The organism is Microbacterium sp. PI-SA-G (genome assembly GCF_057215335.1).
Genome location: NZ_CM170103.1, coordinates 2,172,390 through 2,194,305, shown reverse-complemented (window position 1 = coordinate 2,194,305; position 21,916 = coordinate 2,172,390). Strand labels below are relative to the sequence as shown.

The following is a 21,916-nucleotide window of genomic DNA, read 5'->3' as shown; positions in this document are numbered from 1 at the left end:
CGGCGGGCGGGATGCGGCCATGTATGACCCCTGCCGCGTGGGCGTGCCGTCGCGCTGCTCAGGTGGGGTCGCGAATGGTCGCTTCAGCGGGCAGGATGCGGCCATGTGTGACCCCTCCCGCGCGGCGAGCGAGGGTCAGCGCTTCGTGAGATCCTGCGCGAGCATCACCACGATGCCGCTGGGGCCGCGGAGGTACGTGAGCTTGTACACGTCCTGGTAGTTCGCGACTCCTCGCAGCGGGAAGCATCCATGCCGCGCGGCGATCGCGAGCGACTCCTCGATGTCGTCCACGGAGAACGCGATGCGGTGCATACCGATCTCGTTCGGCAGCGTCGGCTCCGTCTCGATCGCCTCCGGATGGATGTACTCGAACAGCTCGATGCTGCCCTGCCCATCGGGCGTCTGCAGCACGGCGATCTTCGCGTGGTTGCCATCGAGCCCGACCGCTGTCGACGCCCATTCTCCGCTCACCTCGTCGCGCCCCTGGACCGTGAGCCCGAGGTCGGTGAAGAAGGAGATGGTCTCTTCCAGATCGCGCACCGCGATGCCGACATTCTCGAGTCTGATGCTCATGAGTCGCATGCTACTCAGCGCACGCGGCCGGCAGAAGGAGGTCAGCGCCCGAGCTTCTCGGCGCACGCGACGCAGTGCTCTGCGAACGGTCGCACCTCGAGCCGCCCCTCCGGAATCGGCCGACCGCAGTTCGCACAGGTGCCGTACGTGCCGGCATCCATCCGAGCGAGCGCGTCGTCGACCTGTCGAAGTTCGGATGCCGCGGCCTCGGCGAGCCCCGTCAGACGCGACCACTCGGAAGACAGCGTGACGCCCTCGGGGTCGTGCTCGTCGTCGTCGTTCGAGCCTTCGCGGTCGTGCATCAGTTCGGACAGCGCCGCGGAGGTCGCCGCGACCCGGGCCGCTGCCTGTGCACGACGCTCCGCCAACAGCGCGCGCAGGTCGATGGTCATCCCGAAACTGTACGCCCGGGCTCCGACACCGCCGGCGAACGCGAGCGCACGCGTTTCAACCCGACCTCACCGCGTCACTCCGCGACCGGCCGACACGGACGTACCCCCGGTGTGCGCCACGCGTCCCGACCGATGTCCGTGCACGAAAGCGCCGGCATCCGCTCCCTGCCGCGCGCGCGCCCGGCGGGAGCCCATGGCGTCGGCGACAGCATCCACCCGATCGCGGCGCGAACTCAACACCAGATCGGTCCCGCTGCCGGCGTCGTCGATGATCGACTGTCTGCTCTCGGCGATGCGGCTCGCCGCCCCGGCGCCGAAGCCCCGGATGAACCCGCTGCGCGCACGGCGCCGATCGCTCTCGCTGCACCAGCGGTAGTCCTCGCGCTGGGCCGCCCACCAGGTGCGCATCGCCACCATCCCCTGCACCTGCAGGCTCGCCGTGAGGACCCGCGCCTGCTGCACATCAGACGCGTAGCCGACGAGATACAGGATCGACACAGTGCCGACGTCGGCCTGCAGCAGCCGCAGCGTGCCGAGAGCGCGCGCGACGCCGATGCCCAGCTCGCGCATGTCGCGGGCGTAGGAGCCGGAGAACGAGACGTGCTCCTGAACGATCTCTTCGCGCGACTGCCCCTGCTGCGCTCGTCGCTCATCGATGCGCGCCTGTTCGATGCCGTACTTCACCATCAGCCGCTCGGCGTGCTCCGTGAGCGCCTCGGCCTCCTCCGGCGTCGTGCTCTCGGCCTTCGCCAGCAGTTTGGCGATCAGATCCAGCTTGCCCTCGCTCATGCGTCCCCCTTGTTCGTGATGCGTCGATCCTCCGCGGGGGCACCTACATTCGAGCGGCTCGGTGCGCGATCGGGGGAGAAGTCGTGCGCGGCAGGTGGAGGTGGAGGAGAAGTCGCGCGGTGACCGGCGGGCGCGCTGATGAGTCACGGGCGCGACCGAGTGCCTTCGGTGCGGAGGAGATCGACGCTTCGGAGGCGGATTTACGCGGACGAGACCTCCGAACTGCAGATCTCCCCCCGAACGCCGCACGCCGACGCCGCACGCCCGAAAGCCCCGAGTCCCTCAGATCACCAAGGAATCAGCGAGATCACCGTCGCGCCGCCGCCACCGAGGATCAGCGCGATGATGACGGTCCACGCCACCACCCGGATCCGCCGGTTGCGACGCTCGCCGAGATCGCCGTAGTCCTCGCTCAGCTCCGGCCGCTCCGGCCGCCCCGACTCGCGCCGACGTTCCGCGTCGCCACCGGCGTCACGACGCTCGAGGTCACTCATCACGCCACCGGCTCCGTCACGGTCGGACCGAAGTACGACGGCAGCGTGGCCTGCGAGCGCTCACGCAGTTCGGCGACCGAGACCGTGAACGCGTCCTGCACCTCGAGCTGAGGCTCGCTGTCGGTCACGCCGATGCGCAGCACGGGGTATCCGCGTCCTTCGCACAGGCCCTGGAACTTCACGTCGTCCTCGCGGGGAACCGTCACGATCACGCGACCGCTCGACTCCGAGAACAGTGCCGACGCGGCATCCACCCCGTCGCGCTCGATGATCGGGTTCAGCCACACGCGGGCTCCGACGCCGAACCGCATGACGCCCTCGGCGAGGGTCTGCGCCAGCCCTCCCTCAGAGAGGTCGTGCGCCGACGAGATCAGCCACTCGTCGCGCGCTGCCGCGAGCAGTCCGGCGAGTCGCCGCTCGCCGGGCAGGTCGACGGCGGGCGGGCGTCCGCCGAGGTGCTGGTGCACGACGTCGGCCCACGCCGAACCCGAGAGCTCGGTCGCGGTGGTGCCCAGCAGGTAGATGTTCTGACCGACGTCCTGCCAGCCCGAGGGGATGCGGCGCGAGACGTCGTCGATGATCCCGAGCACGCCCACGAGCGGGGTCGGGTGGATCGGCACGTCGCCGGTCTGGTTGTAGAACGACACGTTGCCGCCGGTGACGGGCGTGCCCAGTTCGAAGCATCCGTCGGCGAGGCCGTCGACCGTCTGGCCGAACTGCCACATGACCTCGGGGTTCTCGGGGGACCCGAAGTTCAGGCAGTCCGTGATGGCGGTGGGGACGGCGCCCGTGACGGCGACGTTGCGGTACGCCTCGGCGAGGGCGAGCTGCGCGCCGACGTAGGGGTCGAGCTGGCTGTAGCGGCCGTTCGCGTCGGTCGAGATCGCGAAGCCGAGTCCCGACTCCTCGTCGACACGGATCATGCCCGCGTCATCCGGGAAGCTCAGGGCGGTGTTGCCGAGCACGTAGTAGTCGTACTGGTTGGTGATCCAGCTCGTGTCGGCCAGGTTGGGCGATGCGACCAGCGCGAGGAACTGCTCGCGCAGCACCTCGGGGTCTGACGAGCGGGGCAGGTTCTCGGCGGCATCCGCCTGCAGCGCGTCGATCCACGTCGGGTATGCGACCGGGCGATCGTAGACGGGGCCGTCGACCGCGACGGTGGACGGGTCGACGTCGACGATGCGCTCGCCCTGCCAGTCGATGATGAGGCGTCCGTCACCGGTGACCTCGCCGAGCACCGAGGTCTCGACCTCCCACTTGTCGACGACGGCCATGAATGCCTCGAGCTTCTCGGGCGCGACGATCGCCATCATGCGCTCCTGCGACTCCGACATGAGGATCTCCTCGGCCGTCAGCGAGGGATCGCGCAGCAGCACGTTGTCGAGCGACACCTTCATGCCGCTGTTGCCGTTGGCGGCGAGCTCGCTCGTGGCGCACGAGATGCCGGCGGCTCCGAGGTCCTGGATCGCCTCGACGAGCTCGCCGCGGTACAGCTCGAGGCAGCACTCGATGAGCACCTTCTCGGCGAACGGGTCGCCGACCTGCACCGCGGGGCGCTTGGTCGGGCCGGACTCGTCGAAGGAGTCGGATGCCAGGATGCTGGCGCCGCCGATGCCGTCGCCACCCGTGCGGGCGCCGAAGAGGACGACCTTGTTGCCGACGCCGGTCGCGTTGGCGAGCTTGAGGTCTTCGTGGCGGAGCACGCCGACCGCGAGCGCGTTGACCAGCGGGTTCGCCTGGTACACGGAGTCGAAGACCGTCTCGCCGCCGATGTTCGGCAGGCCGAGGCAGTTGCCGTAGAAGCTGATGCCGCTCGTCACGCCGTGCACGACGCGGGCCGTGTCGGGGTGGTCGATCGCGCCGAAGCGCAGGGCGTCCATGACGGCGACCGGGCGGGCGCCCATCGAGATGATGTCGCGGACGATGCCGCCGACACCCGTCGCCGCGCCCTGGAACGGCTCGATGAAGCTGGGGTGGTTGTGCGACTCGGCCTTGAACGTGACGGCCCAGCCCTCGCCGACGTCGACCACGCCGGCGTTCTGCCCCATGCCGACCATGAGGCGTTCCTTCATCTCATCCGAGACCTTCTGGCCGAAGCGGCGCAGGTAGTTCTTGCTGCTCTTGTACGAGCAGTGCTCCGACCACATCACGGAGTACATCGCCAGCTCGCCCGACGTGGGGCGGCGGCCGAGGATCTCGCGGATGCGGGCGTACTCGTCGTCCTTGAGGCCGAGGGCGCCGTACGGCTGCTCCTTCTCGGGCGTCGCGGTGGCGTTCTCCACAGAATCGGGAACGTGCTTGTGGACAGGTGCAGGGGCGGTGGTCACGCGCACTCCAAAGGAAGGGGCCGGCGGGGCGTCTTCAGTCTACCGGGGCGGGGAGTGGGGGGTTGGTGGGACGGGGGGAGGGGACGCAGATGGCCGGGTTGCAGCATCCATGGCGACCATCTGCGGCCCCTGCGGAGTGAGTGGGCTTGGGGAGGGGACGCGAATGGCCGGGTCACAGCATCCATAGCGGCCATCTGCGGCCCCTGCTGCGTCCGCGACCCCTGGCGAGTCAGTGCGCCTGGCCCGCGCCGACGGATGCTGCGCCGAACCGCCCCGCCAATACCTCCGCCGCATCGCGCAGCGCCGCCGGCCCGACCACCCGGAACGGCGCATCGAAGCGCGCGACCGCGGCGAGCACTCCGGTCCACGACCACGAGCCGACCGTGATCCGGCACGACGCCTCGTCGATCGCCTCGAGGGTGCCGTCGCCGATCCACGGCTCGACGTCGCGCGCCGGAAGATCGAGCTCGACCACACCGGTGCACGGCCAGCGGTCCTCGGCATCCGACCCCTTGGCGCGCGCGGCCAGGTAGGTCTGCGCATCGGCCGCGGGCAGGGAACGCGGCGTGAACGAGGGGCCGGTCGGGATGCGCGGGGTCATCCGGTCGAGTCGAAAGGTGTGCCAGTCCGCCTGCTCGAGGTCCCACGCGAGCAGGTACCAACGGCCCTCGCGGGCGACGACGGCGTGCGGCTCGGTGCGCCGGGCGGGGCGGTCGGTGCGTGATCCGTAGTCGAAGCGCAGCACATGGCGGTCACGCGTCGCCGCGCTGACGGCCTCGAGCACGGCCGGATCGACCCGGATGCTGTTCGCCTCACCCGTGAAGCGGATGCCGTCGACCCGATGCCGCAGCCGCGACGGCATCACCTGCCGCACGGTCGCGAGCGCGCGGGAAGCGGCCTCATCGATGTCGATGCCGCTGGAGGGCACGTTCTGCAGGGCGACGGCGATCGCGACGGCCTGCTCGTCGTCGAACAGCAGCGGCGGGAGCTCCGACCCCGCCTCGAGGCGGTATCCGCCGTCGGGCCCCTTGATCGCGCCGATCCGGTAGCCGAGTTCGCGCAGACGATCGACGTCGCGTCGCACCGTCCGCACGCTGATGTCGAGGCGGTCGGCGAGCACGGCGCCCGGCCACTCGCGCGGGGACTGCAGCAGCGACAGCAGCGCGAGCATGCGCGAGGAGCTTCCGGTCATATCTCCATTCTGCGTCGAGTAGCGGACCGAATCTGACCTCTACTGCTGTGATCGTGGATCCTGACGGCACAATCGCCCGTCGCGACACTCTTCGAAAGGCATCTCATGACTCTCACCACCACCACGCACCTCAACTTCCGCGGCGTCGCACGACAGGCGCTCGAGTTCTACGGATCCGTCTTCGGCGCAGACGTCACGATCGCCACGTACGGCGACTTCGGCATGCCGGCGGGCGTTCCCGGAGCCGACAAGGTCGTGTTCGGCCAGGTCGCCTCGGCCGACGGCATCCGCCTGATGGCCTACGACATCCCCGGGCAGGATGACGCCGACGCCGCAGCGACCGCCGGGACGACCCGACGCGAGAACGGCACCACGGTCACCGATCGCACGTTCTTCCAGTCGCTGCAGGGGGACACGCTCGACGAGATCGCGCGGTACTGGGACGCACTGGCCGACGGCGCCGAGATCGTGGAGCCGCTGGCCGCCTCGGCCTGGTCGGCTGGGTTCGGCATGCTCACGGACCGCTTCGGTGTGACCTGGGTGCTGGACGTGCGCCAGGGCTGAGGCGCGGGGCGGGGGGTGGCGGGCTCGCGCAAGGGGTCGCGAATGGCCGCATCCACGCCCCTGTAGCGGCCACATGTGACCCTTGCGCGGGGGGAGGTGCGTGCGTGCCTGCGCAGGGGTCGCGAATGGCCGGGTCCACGCCCCTGAAGCGGCCAGATGCGTCCCTTGCTCTGGGGAGGTGCGTGCGTGTCCGCGTGAGGGGTCGCGAATGGCCGCATCCACGCCCCTGAAGCGGCCGAATGTGACCCTTGCTCCGAGGGAGGAGACTCAGATGGCCACATCCGCGGGGGCTACGCGGCCATCCACGCCCCTTTCCCCAACTCCCCACTCCATCACGCCACCGCAGAATATTGCCATCCGTAGTCGCATGACTACACTGGCCCATGTCCACACACACCGAACCGAGAGCGAAGGGATCCACTCATGCGATTCAGGTCCGCAGAGAGCAAGTTCGGCGTCGTTATAAGCGCGGCGGTGCTCGTGGGAATGGGCGGGGTCTTGCTCGCGGCCGCCGGCAACCTTTCTGCGGCGGCTGTCTGGGCTATCGCGGGTTGGGGCGGAATTGTCGCGCTCTCCGCCCGTTGCTTCCGCGGCTTGGGCGAGAGCTCAGCGCCGCGGCCGTGGTGGCGGATGACAACGTCGGCCTTCGCGAGCGGGGTGATGTCTGCGCTGTTCGCGATCCAGAGCGCGTGGGTGCTGACGGGGTCGGGCGGGCCGTGCCGTTCGTCGTGCGTCTCGGAGTCGCCGCGGTTCTGCTCGCGGTCGCCGTCGCGTATCTGCATTCCGCGGTCAGCATCAGGCGATCCGGGCGCGAAGCGCGCGAGCCGACGGGCGGATGCTAGGGGCTGACTAGCGTGCGCTCCGACGAATAGGTCGCGGGGGTCGCGAATAGCCGCATCCACGTCCCTCGAGCGGCCAGATGAGTCCCCTGCTCTGAGGCGAGGGGACGCAGATCGCCGCATCACCCCGCGGAAACCGGCCATCTGCGTCCCCCGACCGCGCGACTCCCCCAAACAGCCCCACGTCACGCACGGACACGCGACATGCGCGTGTCCGTGGCCGTCCGTAGATTGGTCGGAACCCGCCGCGAAGGAGTTACCCGTGACCGAGATTCAGACCACGACCACCGGGAGTCTTCCGCGCACGAGGACCCTGAACATTGACAGCGACGCGCGTCGGTTCGCGGATGACGGCCAGCGCTCTTGTCTGTGCGCGTGAGCTGACGACCACCATGACCACGCCGCACCCCTTCGACGCCCGATCGCGCGCGCAACTCGATCGGCCGCACAGCCGAAAGTGGAGTCTGCACCCCGGGCACATCGGTGCCTGGGTCGCCGAGATGGACTTCGGAGTCGCGCCGGTCGTCGCCGAGGCGCTGCAGCGCGCGATCCACGACGAGAATCTCGGATACCTCGCCCCTCCCGTCGCGGCGGATCTCGGCGAGGCCACGGCCGGGTGGATGCTACGTGAATACGGCTGGCCGGTGGATCCCGAGCGGGTGCACCCGGTCTCGGATGTGATGGCCGCTCTCGGCGTCGCCGTGCAGGAGTACGCGCCGCCCGGCTCGGCCGTGATCGTGCCGACGCCGGCGTACATGCCGTTTCTGACATACCTGCCGACGGTGGGGCATCCGGTGGTCGAAGTTCCCGGGATCGAGATCGACGGACGCTGGCGGCACGACCTCGAGCGCATCGACGAGGCGTTCGCCGCCGGGGCCCGCACGCTCGTGCTCTGCAATCCGCATAACCCGACCGGCACGATCGCCGACCGCGCCGAACTCGAGGCGATCGCGCAGATCGTTCAGCGTCACGGCGGACGGGTCTTCGCCGATGAGATCCACGCACCGCTGCGATATGCCGGTCACCCGTTCGTGCCGTATGCCGCGGTGTCGGATGCCGCGGCATCCCATACGATCACGGGCACCAGCGCGTCGAAGGCGTGGAACATCGCCGGGCTGAAGACCGCGCAGCTGATCACCTCGAACGACGCCGACCAGGACCTGTACCGTCGATTCGGATTCGCGGTGCAGCACGGAGCGGCGACACTGGGCGTGGTCGCGTCGACCGCCGCGTATGGCGCGGGAAAGCCGTGGCTCGACGACGTGATCGGGTATCTCGACGATTCACGTCATGCGCTGGGTGGGCTGATCGCGGACGAGCTACCCGGTGCCGTGTACCGGATGCCGGAAGCGACATACATCGGCTGGATCGGCGTCCGCGAGCTCGAGATCGACGGGCCGCCCGCGGCGTTCTTCCGCGAGCAGGCCGACGTCGTGCTGACCGAGGGGCGACTGCTCGGGCGCGGATACGAGGGGTTCGTACGCGTGGTCTTCGCGACTCCGCGTCCCGTACTAGCTGACGCGTTCGCCGCGATGGGCGCGGCCGTACGGGGGCGCGGGGCGTGGGGCGGACGGCCTCCAGGCTAGCTGTCACATCTGGTCGCTTCGGCGGGTGGAATGCCGGCCATACAGGCCCCCTGCGCATCTAGTAGGTGTCACATGTGGTCGCTTGGGCGGGTGGGATGCGGCCAGTTGAGTCCGCTGCTGCGGTGCGCGCCGGGGTTGCCCTATGCAGGTGTCACATGTGGTCGCTTCCGCGGGTGGGATGCGGCTAGTTGAGTCCGCTGCTGCGGTGAGCGCAGGGGCTGCGCCTAGGCAGGTGTCACATCTGGTCGGTTGGGCGAGTGGAATGCGTCTAGTTGAGTCCCCTGATGGCGTGAGCGCAGGGGCTGCACCTAGGCAGGTGTCACATCTGGTCGCTTCCGCGGGTGGAATGCGGCCACTTCAGCCCCTGCTCCGGTGCGCGCTCGACTGCCCCAAGGCAGGTGTCACATATGGTCGCTTCGGCGGGTGGGATGCGGCCAGTTGCGTCCCCTGCATGGGAGCCCGGAGCAACCTCTACTTGCTCTTGTCCGGCTTCCCGGCGTTGTCGGGCTTGTTCCCGTTCCCGTTCCCGGGGTTCCCGTTCCCAGGGTTCCCATTCCCATTCCCAGGGTTCCCGTTCCCATTCCCCTGGTTCCCGTCATCCGTCGCGGTATCCACGGTCTCCACCGTCTCCACAGGGGTCACCGGCGTCACCGGTACCACCGGCTCACTCACCACGGGCTCGGTCACCACGGGCGTCTCGGCCACGTTCTCCACAGGCGCCGCCGTCCGCACGGTGGTCTGCGACACGAAGCGTGCGCCGTCAGCCTCCGGAGAGGCCATCAGGGTCGACCCCGCGAACATGAGTCCGGCAACAGCGACCACCCCGAGTCCGCCGAGCACCGCCCGGCGGCTTCTCTGCCATGCGCGCACGGGTGCGATGACCGCCGTTGCCCTGGTCCTCGAGGCGGATGACGGTGACTCCGCCATCTCCTCAGCCACGGTAGGCCGCGAACCCGCGCGCGAACGGGGCTGCGCCACCGCCACCGCCGCAGCCGCCACCGGAGCCGGCACAGCCGCACCCACACCCACCGAAGCCGCACCCACCCCGACCGCTCCACTGCGCTCGAGGTCGCGCGCCGCCTGCGCGACTTCTTGCGCGGTCGGCCGTTCGCTGGGCTCGAGCCGTGTCATCCGCTCCAGCAGCGCACGCCACTCGTCGTCCACCGTCTCGGGAATCGTGGGCGCGTTCATCAGCCGCGCGATCGCCGCCGACCGACCCGAACCGAGTCCGGGGTAGCCCTGTTCGCCGGTCAACGCTTCGAGCACGACCAGGCCGAGCGAGAAGATGTCGGCCGCGGTGCCGGGGTCGGTGTCGCGCAGCTGTTCGGGTGCCATGTAGCTGAGCGTGCCGAGCACGATGCCGGGCGTGGTCATGCGTGATCCGCCGAGTTCGCAAGCGATGCCGAAGTCGGCGAGCTTCGCGACCCAGCGTTCCCCGTCGCGATCGCCGACGTGCGTCATGAGCACGTTCGAGGGCTTCACGTCCCGATGCGCGATGCCGGCCGCGTGCACGGCGGCGAGTCCCTGCGCCAGGTCGCGAGTGATGCGTGCGAGCTGCGGTCCGGGGATCGGCCCGACGGCCATGCGCGCACCGAGTGTGGGTCCGTCGACGAACTCCATCACGAGGTACTGCGGGCGTCCGGGGTCGAGCTGCGCGTCGAACAGCGTCACCAGCGACGGGTGGCTCAGCGAGGCCAACACGGTCTTCTCGGTGTGCGCGCGGTCGGCCGAGTCCATGGCGTCGTCGTGGTGGATCATCTTGATCGCGACCGTGCGTCCGAGATGGGAGTCCTCCGCGCGGTACACGGTGGCCATGCCGCCCTTGCCCACGGGCTCCTTCAGAATGTACCGACCGTCGAGGAGAGCCTCGGTCGGCGACATCACTTCCAACGTCATCGGGGGCTCCTCGTCAATGCAGGGCGATCCGGCATGATCTGAACGTAACGGGGCCGTTCTGGTGCGTCTTGTCCCTTGACTCCCCGCCGAAAGACTGATTCTCACCGCCGCGTGCGGCCCGCATCGCGTGTCAAGGGGCTCGAATCACAGCATCGGGCATCGTAGAAAGGAGACGAACAGAAGGGATCCCCGCATGGCTGCAGGAGACATCGAGACGTATCAGCGCGACGGCATCTGGTTCAACCGGATCGAGGGAGAGTCGCGAGCTCTGGGCTCCGGCTTCGAGACCGAAGACGAGGCGGTGAAGGTCGGTCGCAGTGCGGCGATGACCCGGCAGGTCGCCCACACCGTGCGCACCGAGGAGGGCCCGTCGCAGGACGAGAGCGCCTTCGACCGCCACCCCCGCGACATCATCGGCTGACCGCTGTGCCCAAAACCCACACCGACACCGACGGCGGGGCCGGCCCGCGTGCGATCATCCTGCAGGCGTGCATCAACGGCGCGCGTGATGTGGCGCAGCATCCGTGGCTGAGTGCCGACGAGACGGTCGTGGCGACCGACGCGGCGCGAGCGATCGAGGCCGGGGCGCACGAGATCCACATGCACCCGAAGGATGCCGCCGGCCGAGACAGCGTCGCGCCCGACGATGTCGCACGGTGGTTGCGGGCGATCCGCGCTGCGTGCCCCGGCGTGCCGATCGGGGTGACCACCGCCGAGTGGGCCGAGCCCGACGTCGATCGGCGGGTCGCCGCGATCGAGGGGTGGACCGAGCTTCCGGACTACGCGTCGGTCAACTGGCACGAGGCCGGGGCGGATGCTGTCGCTGCCGCTCTGCGCGGCCGAGGCGTCGGCGTCGAAGCCGGCATCTGGGACGGCGCGGGCCTGGAGGCCTGGCGTCACTCCGACCAGCCCGAGGCCTGCCATCGCGTGCTGATCGAGCTGCCCGACGAGGCCGCCGAGGTGGTGCGCGATCACGCTCAGGGGCTGATCGCACACGCGCGGCGGGTCGCCCCCGGCATCCCGATCCTGCTGCACGGCGAAGAGAGCTCGTCGTGGCCGGCGTTCGATCTGGCGGTGGAGCACGGTTTCGACACCCGCATGGGACTCGAGGACTGTCTCACGCTGCCCGACGGTCAGGGCGCCCCGGGCAATGCGGCGCTCGTGCGCGCGGCCGTGCGGCGCATGCCCCGCTGAGCGCTGGGCAAGCCTCATAGAAACAACATAGATTGCACATAGCATCCACCTGAGGGCGCCGTGCACGATCGTTCTCATGACCACTCCGAACCACCTCCCCCGCTTCCGGCGCCGCGAGGCGCAGTCCGACCGATCCGCACGACGCGCGCATCCACTCATCACGTTCACCACCGGCATCACTCTCATGACCGTGGCTCTCGCCGGCTGTGCGACGACCGTATCGGCGACCACCGACACCGCGACCGCCACCAGTTCGACATCGCAGACGACATCGACCGCCGACGGCACGACCGCGACGACGACCGCCGAGACGATCTCGAGCACCACGGCCGCCGCCGAGGCGTTTCTCGCGATACTGACCGATGAGCAGCGTGAGGCCGTGCTGTACTCCTACGACGACGAGAGCAAGACGACGTCGTGGTCGAACTTTCCCGTGACGTTCGTCGAGCGTGCGGGTGTCAACCTCGCCGACCTGAGCGACGAGCAGAAGACCGCCGCGCTCGAGGTGCTGCAGGGCTTGCTGAGCGACGAGGGCTACGCGACCGTCGTCGGCATCATGAACGGTGACCAGTACTTGCTCGACAACAGCTCGAGCACCGAGGACTCGCTCGGTCAGTACTGCATCGCCTTCTTCGGCGACCCCAGCGACAGCAGTGCGTGGGAGGTGCAGTTCGGCGGGCACCACCTCGGCATCAACGCGACTCTCGACGGAGCCACCGACGCCATCACGTTCGCGCCGACGCACCTGGGCGTGCAACCCGCGGTCTACACCGACGCCGACGGCAACGAGGTGCAGCCGTTCGGCACGATCTACGAGACCGCGTTCGCGTTCTACGACAGCCTGACCGAAGAGCAGAAGGCCGAGCTCTACCAGGGCACCGAGACCGCGGCGATGGTGTGCGCACCCGGCAGCACGTGCGACTATCCGACCGGCACGGGGCTGCTCGGAGCCGACCTGACTGACGAGCAGAAGCAGCTGCTGCTCGCTGTGATCGCCAACTGGGTGGGCCTGGCCGACGAAGAGACCACGGCCGACGCACTCGCGACCATTGAGGCGACGCTCGACGAGACGTACATCAACTGGTCGGGCGCGACCGTCTACGACATGACCGAGGGTGACGGCATCTACTTCCAGATCTCGGGCCCCGACGTCTACATCGAGTTCGCCGCGCAGCAGGGGTCGGCCGGGGCGGATGTCGCGGGCGTCAACACCTCCGGCTGGGGCCACGTGCACACGATCTACCGTGACCCCCGCAACGACTACGCGAACAGCGTGACGCAGCAGGCGGCGTCTGGCGGCATGGGCGGGCCGGCCGGCGGGACTCCTCCCGGGGAGTGAATCGTCACCACCTCACCCCGAAACCTCGGGATGCTGCGCCGCCGCCGTCCGCCCGTCGTCGAACCGCGCTTGCGCCCGATCGTGCCGGCGTCCAACCTCGACGAGTTCGGTGGCGGCCGGGAGTCCCATCGGCTTCGTCGAGACGTACATGCTCTCGGCGCGTTCGACGAGAAAGGTCTCGTGCCAGATGCCGACGGCGCCCGGGGCCTTGCGGGCGCGTTTGTTGAAGGCCGTCCAGGCGGGGCGATGCTCCTGCGCGGGGCTCGACGCGTAGGCGTAGAGCTTGTCGATCGACGACCAGTACTGCACGATGTACGGCCCGCCACCGCCGATGAGCACATGGAACCCGAGCAGGCCCGAATCCGGGTCGGTGGCAAGTTCGGTGAGCATCTTCGGCATGGCCGAGAACACGGGCATCCACTGGTCGAATCGCCACCAGCGGTTGATCTGCATTCCGATGTGGAACACGACGAGTTCGCCCTCGTGGCGGTGCGTCATGCGTCCGGGGACGACTTTCGACATGGTGTCTCCTGTACTCGATAGCGGCACTATCCATAATGGATAGCGCTACTATCGAAGTCAAGAGGTGGCCATGAGAATTTCTGAACTGTCCGCGCGCACCGGGGTGACGGTGCCGACGATCAAGTACTACCTGCGCGAGAATCTGCTGCCCGAGGGCGAGCGCACCGCGCCGACGCAGGCCGCGTACGGCGAGGCGCACGTGCAGCGGCTCCGGGTGATCCGCGCGCTGCTCGATGCCGGGGTCAGCGTCGCCGAGACGCGACGCGTGCTGCACGCGCTCGACAATCCGCCCGAGAATCCCGGCTTCCTGCTCGGCGCTGCCCACGCCGCGGTCACGCCCGCGATCGACGACACACTCGATCTCACCGCCGCCGAGCAGCTCGTGGAAGGTCTCGGCTGGACGCCCGGTCGCTGCAGTGAAGCCGTGCTGCACGGCGTCGCCGTCGCGCTGCAGCGCCTCGAAAGCGCGGGTTTCGAGGTGCCCGTCGCAACGATGCCCGTGTACCTGAAGAGCATCCGCGACATCGCCGAGGCCGAGATCGCCGGGGTCCCGACCGAGTCCGCCGAAGCAGCGGTCGGGTACGTCGTGCTCGGATCGGTGCTCGTCGAGCCGCTTCTGCTCGCGCTCCGACGGGTCGCGCAGCAGATCGTGTCGGGGGAGCGGTTCGGGACGCAAGCCGTCTGATTCTCGAGAATACCTGCGCGGTCCTATATATGTGTGGTCCTCTATGACCATGCAACTCCGCCACGCCATCCTCGGCCTTCTCGACGTCGCACCCCAGAGCGGGTACGACCTCGGTCGCGCGTTCGAGAGGTCGGTCGCCCACTTCTGGAACGCCGATCAGTCGCAGGTGTATCGCACGCTCGACCGGCTCGAGGCCGACGGCGCGATCACGACCGAGACGATCCCGCAGCAGGGCAAGCCCGATCGCCGCGTGCACTCGCTGACCGACGCCGGCCGCGCCGAACTCACCGCGTGGCTGCGTGCGCCGCTCGAACACCTGAAGCCGAAGGAGCCGTTCCTCGCCCGGCTCTTCTTCGCCGCACCGCTCGGCGTCGACGGAGTGATCGCGCTCCTCGACGAGCGCGAGGCCGCGATCCGTGCAGGGCTCGACCAGCTGCGCGCGCTCCCCACGGCCGAGGGCGACCTCGGTGCCGTGCTGCGGATGGCGACGCTCGACGCGGGCATCGCACAGGGCGAGGCGGAGCTGAACTGGCTGCAAGCCACCCGCCGACGGGTCATCGCGCAGGGCGACGACCGATGAACGCCGGGTACCCGATCGAGCACGGCGAGCGCGCGGGCGAGTCGATCATCCTGCTGCACGGCGGCAACGTCGGCGCCTGGATGTGGGCGCCGCAGGTCGATGCGCTCGCCGGTCGGCACGTGATCACGCCCGACATCATCGGCTTCAACGGCCGCGCCGGTGAGGCATGGCCGGGGCTGGATGGCGCCGCCGACGACATCGCGGTGATCATCCGTGAGCGCGCGGTCGACGGGCGAGCGCATGTGGTCGGGCTGTCGATGGGCGGGGTGATCGCCGTGCACCTGGTGGCGCGGCATCCCGATGTCGTGCGCTCGTGCCTGGTCACCGGGGCGATGATGGTCGGGATCGGCGGCCACCAGCGGCGCCTGGCCGAGCTGCAGTTGCGCGCGTGGGATCGACGGTGGTTCTGGCAGATGCAGGCGCAGCTCTTCCGCATACCCGCCGATGCGCACGAGCAGTTCATCGCTGCCGGCCGGGGTGTCAGCCGTGGGACGGCGACCCGCATGTACGGCGAGATCTTCGCGGGATCCATGCCGGCAGGTCCCTTCGACTACACGGGACCGATGCTGGCCATCGCCGGAGAGAAGGAGCCCCGCGACGTGCAGCGGGCGTTCGCGGCACTGACAGCGGCCATGCCCCAGACGCGCACGTGGATCGCGCCGAAGATGCGCCATGTGTGGAGCATCCAGGACCCCGAGCTGTTCACGAAGACGATCGTCGACTTCGTCGATCGCGAGACCGTGCCGCGCGACGCAGTCGGCTGAGGGTCGTTCCACCGCCGTTCACCAGGCCCGCCTAGCCTCGACGACGCAGTCTGATGGAGGAGGAGCGGATGCCGCAACGAGTCGTGCCCGTGTATGCCGTGATCGCCGGGGTGCTGATGGCGACGTTCCAGCTCGTGCGCCCGTGGGGTGATGTGACGGAGGAGCCTGCGGCGATGGCCGAGGCGTTCGCCGACCCGCGCTGGCTCATCGCGCACGTCGCGGGAGCTGCGGCGTTCGTGGTGCTGGCGTTCCTCGCGTATGCCGTCGTGGAGTCGGGTCTGCGTGACCACTCGGTGCGACGCCGGTCGCCGGTGGCGCGCATCGCTCGGCTCGGGACCGCGATCGGCGCCGCCCTCGTGCTGCCGTACTACGGTGCCGAGACGTTCGCCCTGCACGAGATCGGGCGTGCGGCGCTCGCCGAATCGTCGATCGATGTGGTCGCGTTGAGCAGCAGCATCCGCATGAACGGCGTCGCCGTGATGCTGTTCGGCGTCGGGCTGCTGTTGGTCGCAGCGGGCATGGTGTGCGTGGCGATCGTCGCCTCGCGCGCCGGGGCTGCGGCGTGGGGCACCTGGCCGCTCGGAGTGCTGGCCGCCCTGGCGCTGCCGCAATTCGCGCTGCCTCCGGTCGGACGCATGATCTACGGCGTGGTGTTCCTGCTCGCGGCCGTGGTGTTCGCGGTGGCGTGGCGGCGGCGGAGCGCCAGGGGGTAGTCGGCCTCTCCGGGGCGTTCTGAACGGCGCCCGCGCGTCGGTCTCCGAGATATCACGACTGTCCCCACATGTGTGCTTATGTGGTTCACATGACGCATGGCCCAGCGGTTCTCACTCACCTGCTCATCGCCGCGCTTGCCGTGAGTTCGGGCCTGATGTTCGGCGTCAGCGTGCGACGGCCGTTCGCCTGGGCGGGAACGGCCGCGGGGATACTGACCGCGTTGGCCGTCGTGGGGATCGCTGCGCTCTCCGGGACGGCGGCACTGTGGGCCGGTCCGCTGCTGGCCATCCTCGCGCCGGTCACGACGATCCTGGTCTCGGCGGAAGCACGTCGAGAGGAACCGCTGTTCCTGGTCGAGCCGTATTGGCGGCGGGTTCTCCTGGTGCTGTCCGCGCGTTCGGGCAGGCGAGATGCCGGCAGGGACTGAGCCCGGCCCGGCTTGCTGCAGCCCCAGGGTGGCCCGGAGCGATGCCGCATCCCGGCTTCCCGGCTGGTCGCGGTCTGGGCAGAGGACGGAGGAAGCGCGGGATCACTCGAACGTGAGCAGTCCCGCCGACGCCGCAAGCACAACGACCTGAAGTCGATCACGCGCTTCCCACTTGGTCAGAATCGATCCGAGATGAGTCTTGACTGTGCTCTCCGAGAGGTGAAGAGCTTCCGCGATCTCTACGTTCGACTTGCCGCGTCCCAGTTGCTCCAGCACCGTGGTCTCGCGAGAGGTGAGTTCGGGGAGTCGTGCGGGCACGCTCATGCTCGCGCGTCGGCCCGTGCCATCCGCCACTTCGTTCCATGGACGATGACCGTCATCAGTCCCGAAAGCGCGATGACCGCGCCGCCCGCAGTCAGGAGCAGCAGCAGGACGCTCGGGCTCCCCGACGTGCCGCGCTCATCTGCTCGCACCACGCCCTCGGCGATGAGGCCGCCGGCGATGAAGGCGATCACGCCTCCGAGCAGCAACAGCTCGATCCCGACGAGGGACCATTTTTTCGCGCGCTCGCCTGCGTTCATCCGGTCACCCTCCTAATGCTGAGCTGCTGTCCGTCCGAAGACGCGGACGCGCTCATATGCCGACTCGCTCTGCCGGCCGAGTCCCATTCCCCACAGGCAGTCAAGCACACATATGAGGACACGTGTGGTTGTTGGACAAGATAGAAGATCATTGGTGGACCGCTGCCAGCCGTTGCGGGAGGATGGCTCGATGAATCCGTACGTCCGCCCGCCGATCGATGCGCCGATCTTCCGCGACGCATCGGGCGCGATCATCGACTACGGGCGTCGCTGGGAGGGGTCACCCCCAGAGGATTCGTACTCCGTCGAGACGCACCTCGAGCGTTTCGCTCCGCTCCACGAGGTCGCCGACGCGCTCATCGAGCATCTGCGTCAGACGTATGACGTCGAGGTGGACGAAGGGGTGGAGGTCGCGTCCGACCTGCTGCATTCCAAGCCCGACATCGTGCGAGCGGTGCGGATTCGGCCGGGCGATCCGTCGTGTGCGACGCTGACCCTCGTCTTCACCGCCTACCCCGCGGTCTACGTTCACGCGGGATTGCTGCATGACTTCTACTACCCGGTGTGCGGATGCGACGCATGCGACTCCACCTGGGACGGCGAGGCTGACGACCTCGAGAAGCAGGTGTTCGCGGTGGTCACGGGCAACTACCGCGAGAACGTCGAGCGAGGCTTCAACCCGTGGGTCGAGTACTCCTCGAGCTTTCCCGACGGCGGCGCCCGGAGCGGGCGATCACGTGAAGCCTCGAAGGAACGCATCACGGCGGCGAAGCGGATCCTTCGCGACCTGCCGGAGGGATGGGCCGCCTGGCCGCTCAAGCCCGACGGTGCCTGACCGCCACGCTGCGAGACCTCAGTCGCAGGCGATTCCGTCGCCGTCACGGTCGAGGTCGTAGACGTCTGACCCCACGACGGTGACGGGCCCCTGCACGTACGCGGGGCCGTTGCCGCTTCCACCGGCGCAGTCCACATCGCTCGCGATCGGCACGCATGCGCCGCTGTAGTTCGGGTCGCATCCGCCGTTGTTCTGCTGCACGAGCGGTGCGGGTGCGGCGGGAGCCGGCGGCGCCACGTACGGAGCCTTGCTGCCGATCGCGGTGACCTCGTGCACCGGAGCCGTCTGCACGACCTCGCTCACAACCTCGCGCGCGACCTCCAGGCCGTCGACCATCGTGAGGCTGTAGGTGGTGACGAGGACTCCGTTGACACCCACGATCGCGATCGCGCTGACGCCCTGGTCGAGCTGCGGATCATCGACCGTGGAGCGCTCGAACGCGATCGGCGTCTCGACCGTCTCGGTCACGACGGTCGTCTTCGGGGTCGGAGTGGGCGTCGGCGTCGCCGAGGCAGTCGGCGCACTGGCGAGCGGCTGAGCCACGGATGCCGTCGGCGACACCGGCGTGGAGTTGGCGCTCGCCATCCCGCCGCCGAGCACGAGCAGTGCCGCGACGCCGAGTGCTGCCCCACCCGAGGTCCGCGAGCGGAGTCCGAGTGCGGGGAGCGGGCGCGAGATCATCACGAAGAGCGCGATGCCCGCGACGACGAGAGCGGTCAGCAGGATCGCGATGGGCGAGATCCGCGCAAGGATCCCGCCGACGACGAGTGCTCCGACGACGATGCCGGTGATGCGCCAGGCGCGGCCGCGCTTCTTCGGAGCGGTGGCGGCCTGCGGTTCAGGTGCTGCCGAGAGCGGTGCGCCGCCTGGAGCTGCGGGGACCGGCGCGACGGCGGATGTCCACTGTGCTCCGTCCCACCACCGCAGCTGCATCGGGTCATGCGGATCGGGTTGCCAGGAGGCAGGCGGGAGCAGAGTCATGGCAATGCACCTCTCGGGTGAGGCGACGAGTCGCGTGCGACGCCCCAGTGCGCCACAGCTCTGTATAGCGGAATATCGGTGGTGCGGACAAGAGCGACGTCAGATCATCAGCGTGTAGGCGCCGCAGCGAAGACGAAGTGGGTGCCGAGGAGAGGCGCCAGAAATCGGAGGCGAGTGACTCCAGTGATCACTCCACCGTCTTCGGCGATGCGGTCTCGTGGGCGATCCCATCGCCCTGCGCCTGCTCGCGAATCCGTCGAGCGCCACTGATCCAGCGAGCCGCCATGACGATTGCACTGATCACCAAGATGCTGCCGCAGCACACGAAAAGTGCGAGGAGCACCGGGCTCGTCGCCACCGATGCACTGAGGAACGCGAGCAGGCCGCTGCCGAGAACGGAGATCCAGCCGAAGGCTCGCAGGCCGCCGGGCCGAGTGCTGCGCACGACGACAACGATCACTGCGACGACGGCGGCGAGGAGCAGCCACGTGACGAGGGCGGTGAGGTCGAGTCCTGGTCCGAACATGGGGGTCCCTTCGGTGTAGTCAACGCACCTGCTGTTCTGCCGAGTCAAGACCACATATGAGGACAGGGCAAGACGCGCGGATGCTACATATCGGTGGCTGCTCGACACTCGGGCGTGGTTGCCGCTGCGTCCGTACAGAACCGCTGGAGTAGGAGCCATGAAGAGGAAACTGGAGTTCACCTATGACCCCGATGTCGACGCCGCAGACATCAACCTCAGGGACGCATCCACCGATCGCACCATCGACCTCGAGGCTGGCCCGCTGCAGCTCCCGGTCTACGTCGACGTCGACAGCGCCGGACGGATCGTCGGCATCGAGGTCCTGTTCGTGGCGAAGACCGTCGGACCCATCGACGAGATCGGTCGCCCCTGACTACAGTGACTGCCAGACGCGGCGAGCGACTTTTCGGATGACGTACGGCCCGCTGCACGGTCCGAAACGAGGAGATGGCATGAGCGACAAAATCGATGACTGGACGGTTCAGATCCTCGCCCCTGCGTCCGGGGAGAGGTCCTTCCGGGCGGAGGGTGAACCAGAGCCGAACCGACGTGGGTCACGCGTCGTCGACGCGAGCGTCGACACGATTAAAGCGAACTGGCACGAGACGGTTCGGAAGCTGGCCGAGATCGGCGAGGGGATCGACGACGGGGCGAGCGGATGGGGCGTCTCCGAGATTGAGGTCGGGCTGACGTTGAGCGCGAAAGGCCAGTTGCTGTTCATCGCCGAAGCGAGCGCCGAGGCCTCGGTCAAGATCAAGCTCACCCGCAGGCAGGGCTGGTCGCCTCCGACGAAGGTGCCCGGCGAGATCTGAGCGCCGCCCGAGTATCCGCCCCGGAGTGCAGAAACGGACGTCGATTAGCAACTGAGGTTACAAGCGAGCTTGCGCTCGTAGGGAACATGGTGCATGCTGAAATCTCAACCCCGCTTGCAACCTACCTAGAAGGTCGTCATGATCCCAATCACCGTCCACGTACCAGAACGCAGAGTGGAAGAGTTCTACATTCGCTTCGGTGAGTTCGTTGCTGATGTCGCCGAGTCCTCGACCCCAACACGCCTACCCTCTGGCACCGTTCCGTCATGGGTGCTCACGGGAGACGCAGAAGCGATTGCCGCCACGTTCTGGGCCGAGGTCTCGGGTCCCGGTCAGTCGATCCTGACGTATCTGAGCCGGACGGCAAAGACAGAGACCGCGGTTTTTACGCCGGAGCAGTTGGCTGCGGCATTGGCTCACCCGAAAGGTGTCGCGGGTGTCGCGGGTGTCTTGGGTGGTGTGGGAAAGGCGATCCGGCGCGCCAAATTGCCTATGTACCTGACCCCTCGGGGTGTCGATTGGCACTATGTCTGGGACTGGGACGGAGAGCACTATTCGATGACGCCGGAAGTGGCGAAGCTGCTCCGTGAAGCAAGCCGGGCCCGCTGAGCGCCTGCCGAAAGATTCCAGGAGAGAAGGACCGACTGTGCTCTACCGAGACATGCTCGTTGAAACGCCCTACCGGCTCGACGACGTCGAAGACCGAACAATCAAACCGAACCATGAGCAGTTGAATCAATGCACATACTGCGGGGTGCAGGACGACGGCGAATGGCACCGCCTCGAGGACATCACGGTGTACCGCATATGGACGGCTGACTCCGTCTATCGGCCGGATGCTCCAGGCAAGCTTGAGCAGGGTGGCAAGTGGCAGTGGCGATGCGGTGACCATCCGAAGCGGTCGTGGGCGCCGCATTCGCATAAGGCTCCACTCGAGCTTCAGGCGCGTAAGCAGCACCCTTGCGAAGAATCCGATCGGCTCACAAAGCAACGCTGCGGCGATTCCGAGGGGACACGGCGATTCGAGGAGGGATGGTTTTGTTCGGCGCACTCCCGGACCTACGAAGTGCTTGCGGACGAGCGTCGCATTCTTAGCCATGAGGATCCGGAAGCGGGTGAGGCTGGCTAGTTCGTCAGATGAGCGAGGCTGGACCAACACCCAATGCTCGACCATGTGTGGAGAGCGACAACGCCGTCGGCAAAGGCGGCGATGCTCATCGCGGCTGCTCTACTACCCGGGCCACCCGCTCAAGCCAGGTTTACCCGCGCCCGGCCCACGTGGGTCGCGATGACTGCATCCGCAT

Annotated in this window: 28 protein-coding genes; 16 read left to right on the top strand and 12 right to left on the bottom strand. The window is 68.3% G+C overall.

Annotated elements, in window-relative coordinates:
* Nucleotides 1-135 precede the first annotated feature (135 nt).
* From AC2D10_RS10725 to AC2D10_RS10700, 6 genes are all read right to left on the bottom strand, one after another.
* Nucleotides 136-573 (bottom strand): VOC family protein, encoded by a 438-nt coding sequence (locus AC2D10_RS10725; RefSeq protein WP_484707661.1) that lies wholly within the window; start codon nucleotides 571-573, stop codon nucleotides 136-138.
* A gap of 41 nt (nucleotides 574-614) precedes the next feature.
* Nucleotides 615-965 carry a TraR/DksA family transcriptional regulator gene (locus AC2D10_RS10720; RefSeq protein WP_484707660.1) on the bottom strand — a complete coding sequence of 117 codons (351 nt, stop codon included), beginning with the start codon at nucleotides 963-965 and terminating at the stop codon, nucleotides 615-617.
* A gap of 66 nt (nucleotides 966-1,031) precedes the next feature.
* Nucleotides 1,032-1,754 carry a DUF2786 domain-containing protein gene (locus AC2D10_RS10715; RefSeq protein ID WP_484707659.1) on the bottom strand — a complete coding sequence of 241 codons (723 nt, stop codon included), beginning with the start codon at nucleotides 1,752-1,754 and terminating at the stop codon, nucleotides 1,032-1,034.
* A gap of 287 nt (nucleotides 1,755-2,041) precedes the next feature.
* Nucleotides 2,042-2,248 (bottom strand): hypothetical protein, encoded by a 207-nt coding sequence (locus AC2D10_RS10710; RefSeq protein ID WP_484707658.1) that lies wholly within the window; start codon nucleotides 2,246-2,248, stop codon nucleotides 2,042-2,044.
* On the bottom strand, nucleotides 2,248-4,575 hold the full coding sequence (purL, locus tag AC2D10_RS10705) for a phosphoribosylformylglycinamidine synthase subunit PurL (RefSeq protein ID WP_484707657.1): 2,328 nt from the start codon (nucleotides 4,573-4,575) through the stop codon (nucleotides 2,248-2,250). Before purL ends, AC2D10_RS10710 begins: the two co-directional genes overlap by 1 nt.
* Nucleotides 4,576-4,804: 229 nt before the next feature.
* Nucleotides 4,805-5,767 carry a helix-turn-helix transcriptional regulator gene (locus AC2D10_RS10700; protein WP_484707656.1) on the bottom strand — a complete coding sequence of 321 codons (963 nt, stop codon included), beginning with the start codon at nucleotides 5,765-5,767 and terminating at the stop codon, nucleotides 4,805-4,807.
* Nucleotides 5,768-5,872: 105 nt separating this feature from the next.
* Here AC2D10_RS10700 and AC2D10_RS10695 point away from each other — a divergent pair, with 105 nt between their 5' ends.
* The 3 genes from AC2D10_RS10695 (at nucleotide 5,873) to AC2D10_RS10685 (ending at nucleotide 8,756) form a co-directional block, all read left to right on the top strand.
* Complete coding sequence (locus AC2D10_RS10695) at nucleotides 5,873-6,331, top strand: VOC family protein (RefSeq protein WP_484707655.1); 459 nt, start codon at nucleotides 5,873-5,875, stop codon at nucleotides 6,329-6,331.
* 689 nt (nucleotides 6,332-7,020) lie between these two features.
* The gene (locus AC2D10_RS10690) at nucleotides 7,021-7,173 is read left to right on the top strand and encodes a hypothetical protein (RefSeq protein ID WP_484707654.1); all 153 of its coding nucleotides are present in this window, start codon (nucleotides 7,021-7,023) and stop codon (nucleotides 7,171-7,173) included.
* 389 nt (nucleotides 7,174-7,562) lie between these two features.
* Nucleotides 7,563-8,756 carry a MalY/PatB family protein gene (locus tag AC2D10_RS10685; protein ID WP_484707653.1) on the top strand — a complete coding sequence of 398 codons (1,194 nt, stop codon included), beginning with the start codon at nucleotides 7,563-7,565 and terminating at the stop codon, nucleotides 8,754-8,756.
* Between the two features lie 471 nt (nucleotides 8,757-9,227).
* Here AC2D10_RS10685 and AC2D10_RS10680 read toward each other — a convergent pair whose 3' ends face one another.
* A complete protein-coding gene (locus tag AC2D10_RS10680; protein WP_484707652.1) occupies nucleotides 9,228-10,652 on the bottom strand; it encodes a serine/threonine-protein kinase in 1,425 nt (474 codons plus the stop codon).
* 193 nt (nucleotides 10,653-10,845) lie between these two features.
* Here AC2D10_RS10680 and AC2D10_RS10675 point away from each other — a divergent pair, with 193 nt between their 5' ends.
* From AC2D10_RS10675 to AC2D10_RS10665, 3 genes are all read left to right on the top strand, one after another.
* On the top strand, nucleotides 10,846-11,073 hold the full coding sequence (locus AC2D10_RS10675) for a DUF2188 domain-containing protein (RefSeq protein ID WP_484707651.1): 228 nt from the start codon (nucleotides 10,846-10,848) through the stop codon (nucleotides 11,071-11,073).
* 5 nt (nucleotides 11,074-11,078) lie between these two features.
* Nucleotides 11,079-11,846, top strand: coding sequence for a 3-keto-5-aminohexanoate cleavage protein (locus AC2D10_RS10670; protein ID WP_484707650.1), 768 nt, complete (start codon nucleotides 11,079-11,081; stop codon nucleotides 11,844-11,846).
* A gap of 76 nt (nucleotides 11,847-11,922) precedes the next feature.
* Nucleotides 11,923-13,185: a DUF3500 domain-containing protein gene (locus AC2D10_RS10665; protein ID WP_484707649.1), complete on the top strand. Its 1,263-nt coding sequence runs from the start codon at nucleotides 11,923-11,925 to the stop codon at nucleotides 13,183-13,185.
* Between the two features lie 12 nt (nucleotides 13,186-13,197).
* Here AC2D10_RS10665 and AC2D10_RS10660 read toward each other — a convergent pair whose 3' ends face one another.
* Complete coding sequence (locus tag AC2D10_RS10660) at nucleotides 13,198-13,707, bottom strand: DUF4188 domain-containing protein (protein ID WP_484707648.1); 510 nt, start codon at nucleotides 13,705-13,707, stop codon at nucleotides 13,198-13,200.
* A gap of 70 nt (nucleotides 13,708-13,777) precedes the next feature.
* On the opposite strand from AC2D10_RS10660, the gene AC2D10_RS10655 reads away from it, so the two are divergent.
* From AC2D10_RS10655 to AC2D10_RS10635, 5 genes are all read left to right on the top strand, one after another.
* Nucleotides 13,778-14,392 carry a MerR family transcriptional regulator gene (locus AC2D10_RS10655; RefSeq protein WP_484707647.1) on the top strand — a complete coding sequence of 205 codons (615 nt, stop codon included), beginning with the start codon at nucleotides 13,778-13,780 and terminating at the stop codon, nucleotides 14,390-14,392.
* Between the two features lie 49 nt (nucleotides 14,393-14,441).
* The gene (locus AC2D10_RS10650) at nucleotides 14,442-14,972 is read left to right on the top strand and encodes a PadR family transcriptional regulator (RefSeq protein WP_484707646.1); all 531 of its coding nucleotides are present in this window, start codon (nucleotides 14,442-14,444) and stop codon (nucleotides 14,970-14,972) included.
* Entirely contained in the window at nucleotides 14,969-15,736 is a 768-nt protein-coding gene (locus tag AC2D10_RS10645) for an alpha/beta fold hydrolase (protein ID WP_484707645.1), read from the top strand. The genes AC2D10_RS10650 and AC2D10_RS10645 overlap by 4 nt, the downstream gene beginning before the upstream one ends.
* 68 nt (nucleotides 15,737-15,804) lie before the next feature.
* A complete protein-coding gene (locus AC2D10_RS10640; RefSeq protein ID WP_484707644.1) occupies nucleotides 15,805-16,449 on the top strand; it encodes a hypothetical protein in 645 nt (214 codons plus the stop codon).
* 89 nt (nucleotides 16,450-16,538) lie between these two features.
* The gene (locus AC2D10_RS10635) at nucleotides 16,539-16,877 is read left to right on the top strand and encodes a hypothetical protein (RefSeq protein ID WP_484707643.1); all 339 of its coding nucleotides are present in this window, start codon (nucleotides 16,539-16,541) and stop codon (nucleotides 16,875-16,877) included.
* A gap of 102 nt (nucleotides 16,878-16,979) precedes the next feature.
* Here AC2D10_RS10635 and AC2D10_RS10630 read toward each other — a convergent pair whose 3' ends face one another.
* Both AC2D10_RS10630 and AC2D10_RS10625 read right to left on the bottom strand, forming a co-directional pair.
* Nucleotides 16,980-17,201, bottom strand: a complete 222-nt coding sequence (locus AC2D10_RS10630) for a response regulator transcription factor (RefSeq protein ID WP_484707642.1) — start codon at nucleotides 17,199-17,201, stop codon at nucleotides 16,980-16,982.
* The gene (locus AC2D10_RS10625; RefSeq protein ID WP_484707641.1) at nucleotides 17,198-17,458 is read right to left on the bottom strand and encodes a hypothetical protein; all 261 of its coding nucleotides are present in this window, start codon (nucleotides 17,456-17,458) and stop codon (nucleotides 17,198-17,200) included. The genes AC2D10_RS10630 and AC2D10_RS10625 overlap by 4 nt, the downstream gene beginning before the upstream one ends.
* Nucleotides 17,459-17,648: 190 nt before the next feature.
* Between AC2D10_RS10625 and AC2D10_RS10620 the strand changes: the two genes are divergently transcribed.
* A complete protein-coding gene (locus tag AC2D10_RS10620; protein ID WP_484707640.1) occupies nucleotides 17,649-18,293 on the top strand; it encodes a DUF6226 family protein in 645 nt (214 codons plus the stop codon).
* An 18-nt stretch (nucleotides 18,294-18,311) separates the two neighbouring features.
* Here AC2D10_RS10620 and AC2D10_RS10615 read toward each other — a convergent pair whose 3' ends face one another.
* Nucleotides 18,312-19,274: a G5 domain-containing protein gene (locus tag AC2D10_RS10615; protein WP_484707639.1), complete on the bottom strand. Its 963-nt coding sequence runs from the start codon at nucleotides 19,272-19,274 to the stop codon at nucleotides 18,312-18,314.
* 187 nt (nucleotides 19,275-19,461) lie between these two features.
* Nucleotides 19,462-19,800 carry a hypothetical protein gene (locus AC2D10_RS10610; RefSeq protein WP_484707638.1) on the bottom strand — a complete coding sequence of 113 codons (339 nt, stop codon included), beginning with the start codon at nucleotides 19,798-19,800 and terminating at the stop codon, nucleotides 19,462-19,464.
* Between the two features lie 157 nt (nucleotides 19,801-19,957).
* Here AC2D10_RS10610 and AC2D10_RS10605 point away from each other — a divergent pair, with 157 nt between their 5' ends.
* The 4 genes from AC2D10_RS10605 to AC2D10_RS10590 all read left to right on the top strand — a co-directional run bounded on the left by AC2D10_RS10605 (nucleotide 19,958) and on the right by AC2D10_RS10590 (nucleotide 21,741).
* Nucleotides 19,958-20,173, top strand: coding sequence for a DUF2283 domain-containing protein (locus AC2D10_RS10605; protein ID WP_484707637.1), 216 nt, complete (start codon nucleotides 19,958-19,960; stop codon nucleotides 20,171-20,173).
* A gap of 37 nt (nucleotides 20,174-20,210) precedes the next feature.
* Nucleotides 20,211-20,612, top strand: coding sequence for a Pepco domain-containing protein (locus AC2D10_RS10600; RefSeq protein ID WP_484707636.1), 402 nt, complete (start codon nucleotides 20,211-20,213; stop codon nucleotides 20,610-20,612).
* A 138-nt stretch (nucleotides 20,613-20,750) separates the two neighbouring features.
* Nucleotides 20,751-21,221 (top strand): hypothetical protein, encoded by a 471-nt coding sequence (locus AC2D10_RS10595; protein ID WP_484707635.1) that lies wholly within the window; start codon nucleotides 20,751-20,753, stop codon nucleotides 21,219-21,221.
* A 37-nt stretch (nucleotides 21,222-21,258) separates the two neighbouring features.
* Nucleotides 21,259-21,741 (top strand): hypothetical protein, encoded by a 483-nt coding sequence (locus AC2D10_RS10590; protein WP_484707634.1) that lies wholly within the window; start codon nucleotides 21,259-21,261, stop codon nucleotides 21,739-21,741.
* Nucleotides 21,742-21,916: the final 175 nt, after the last annotated feature.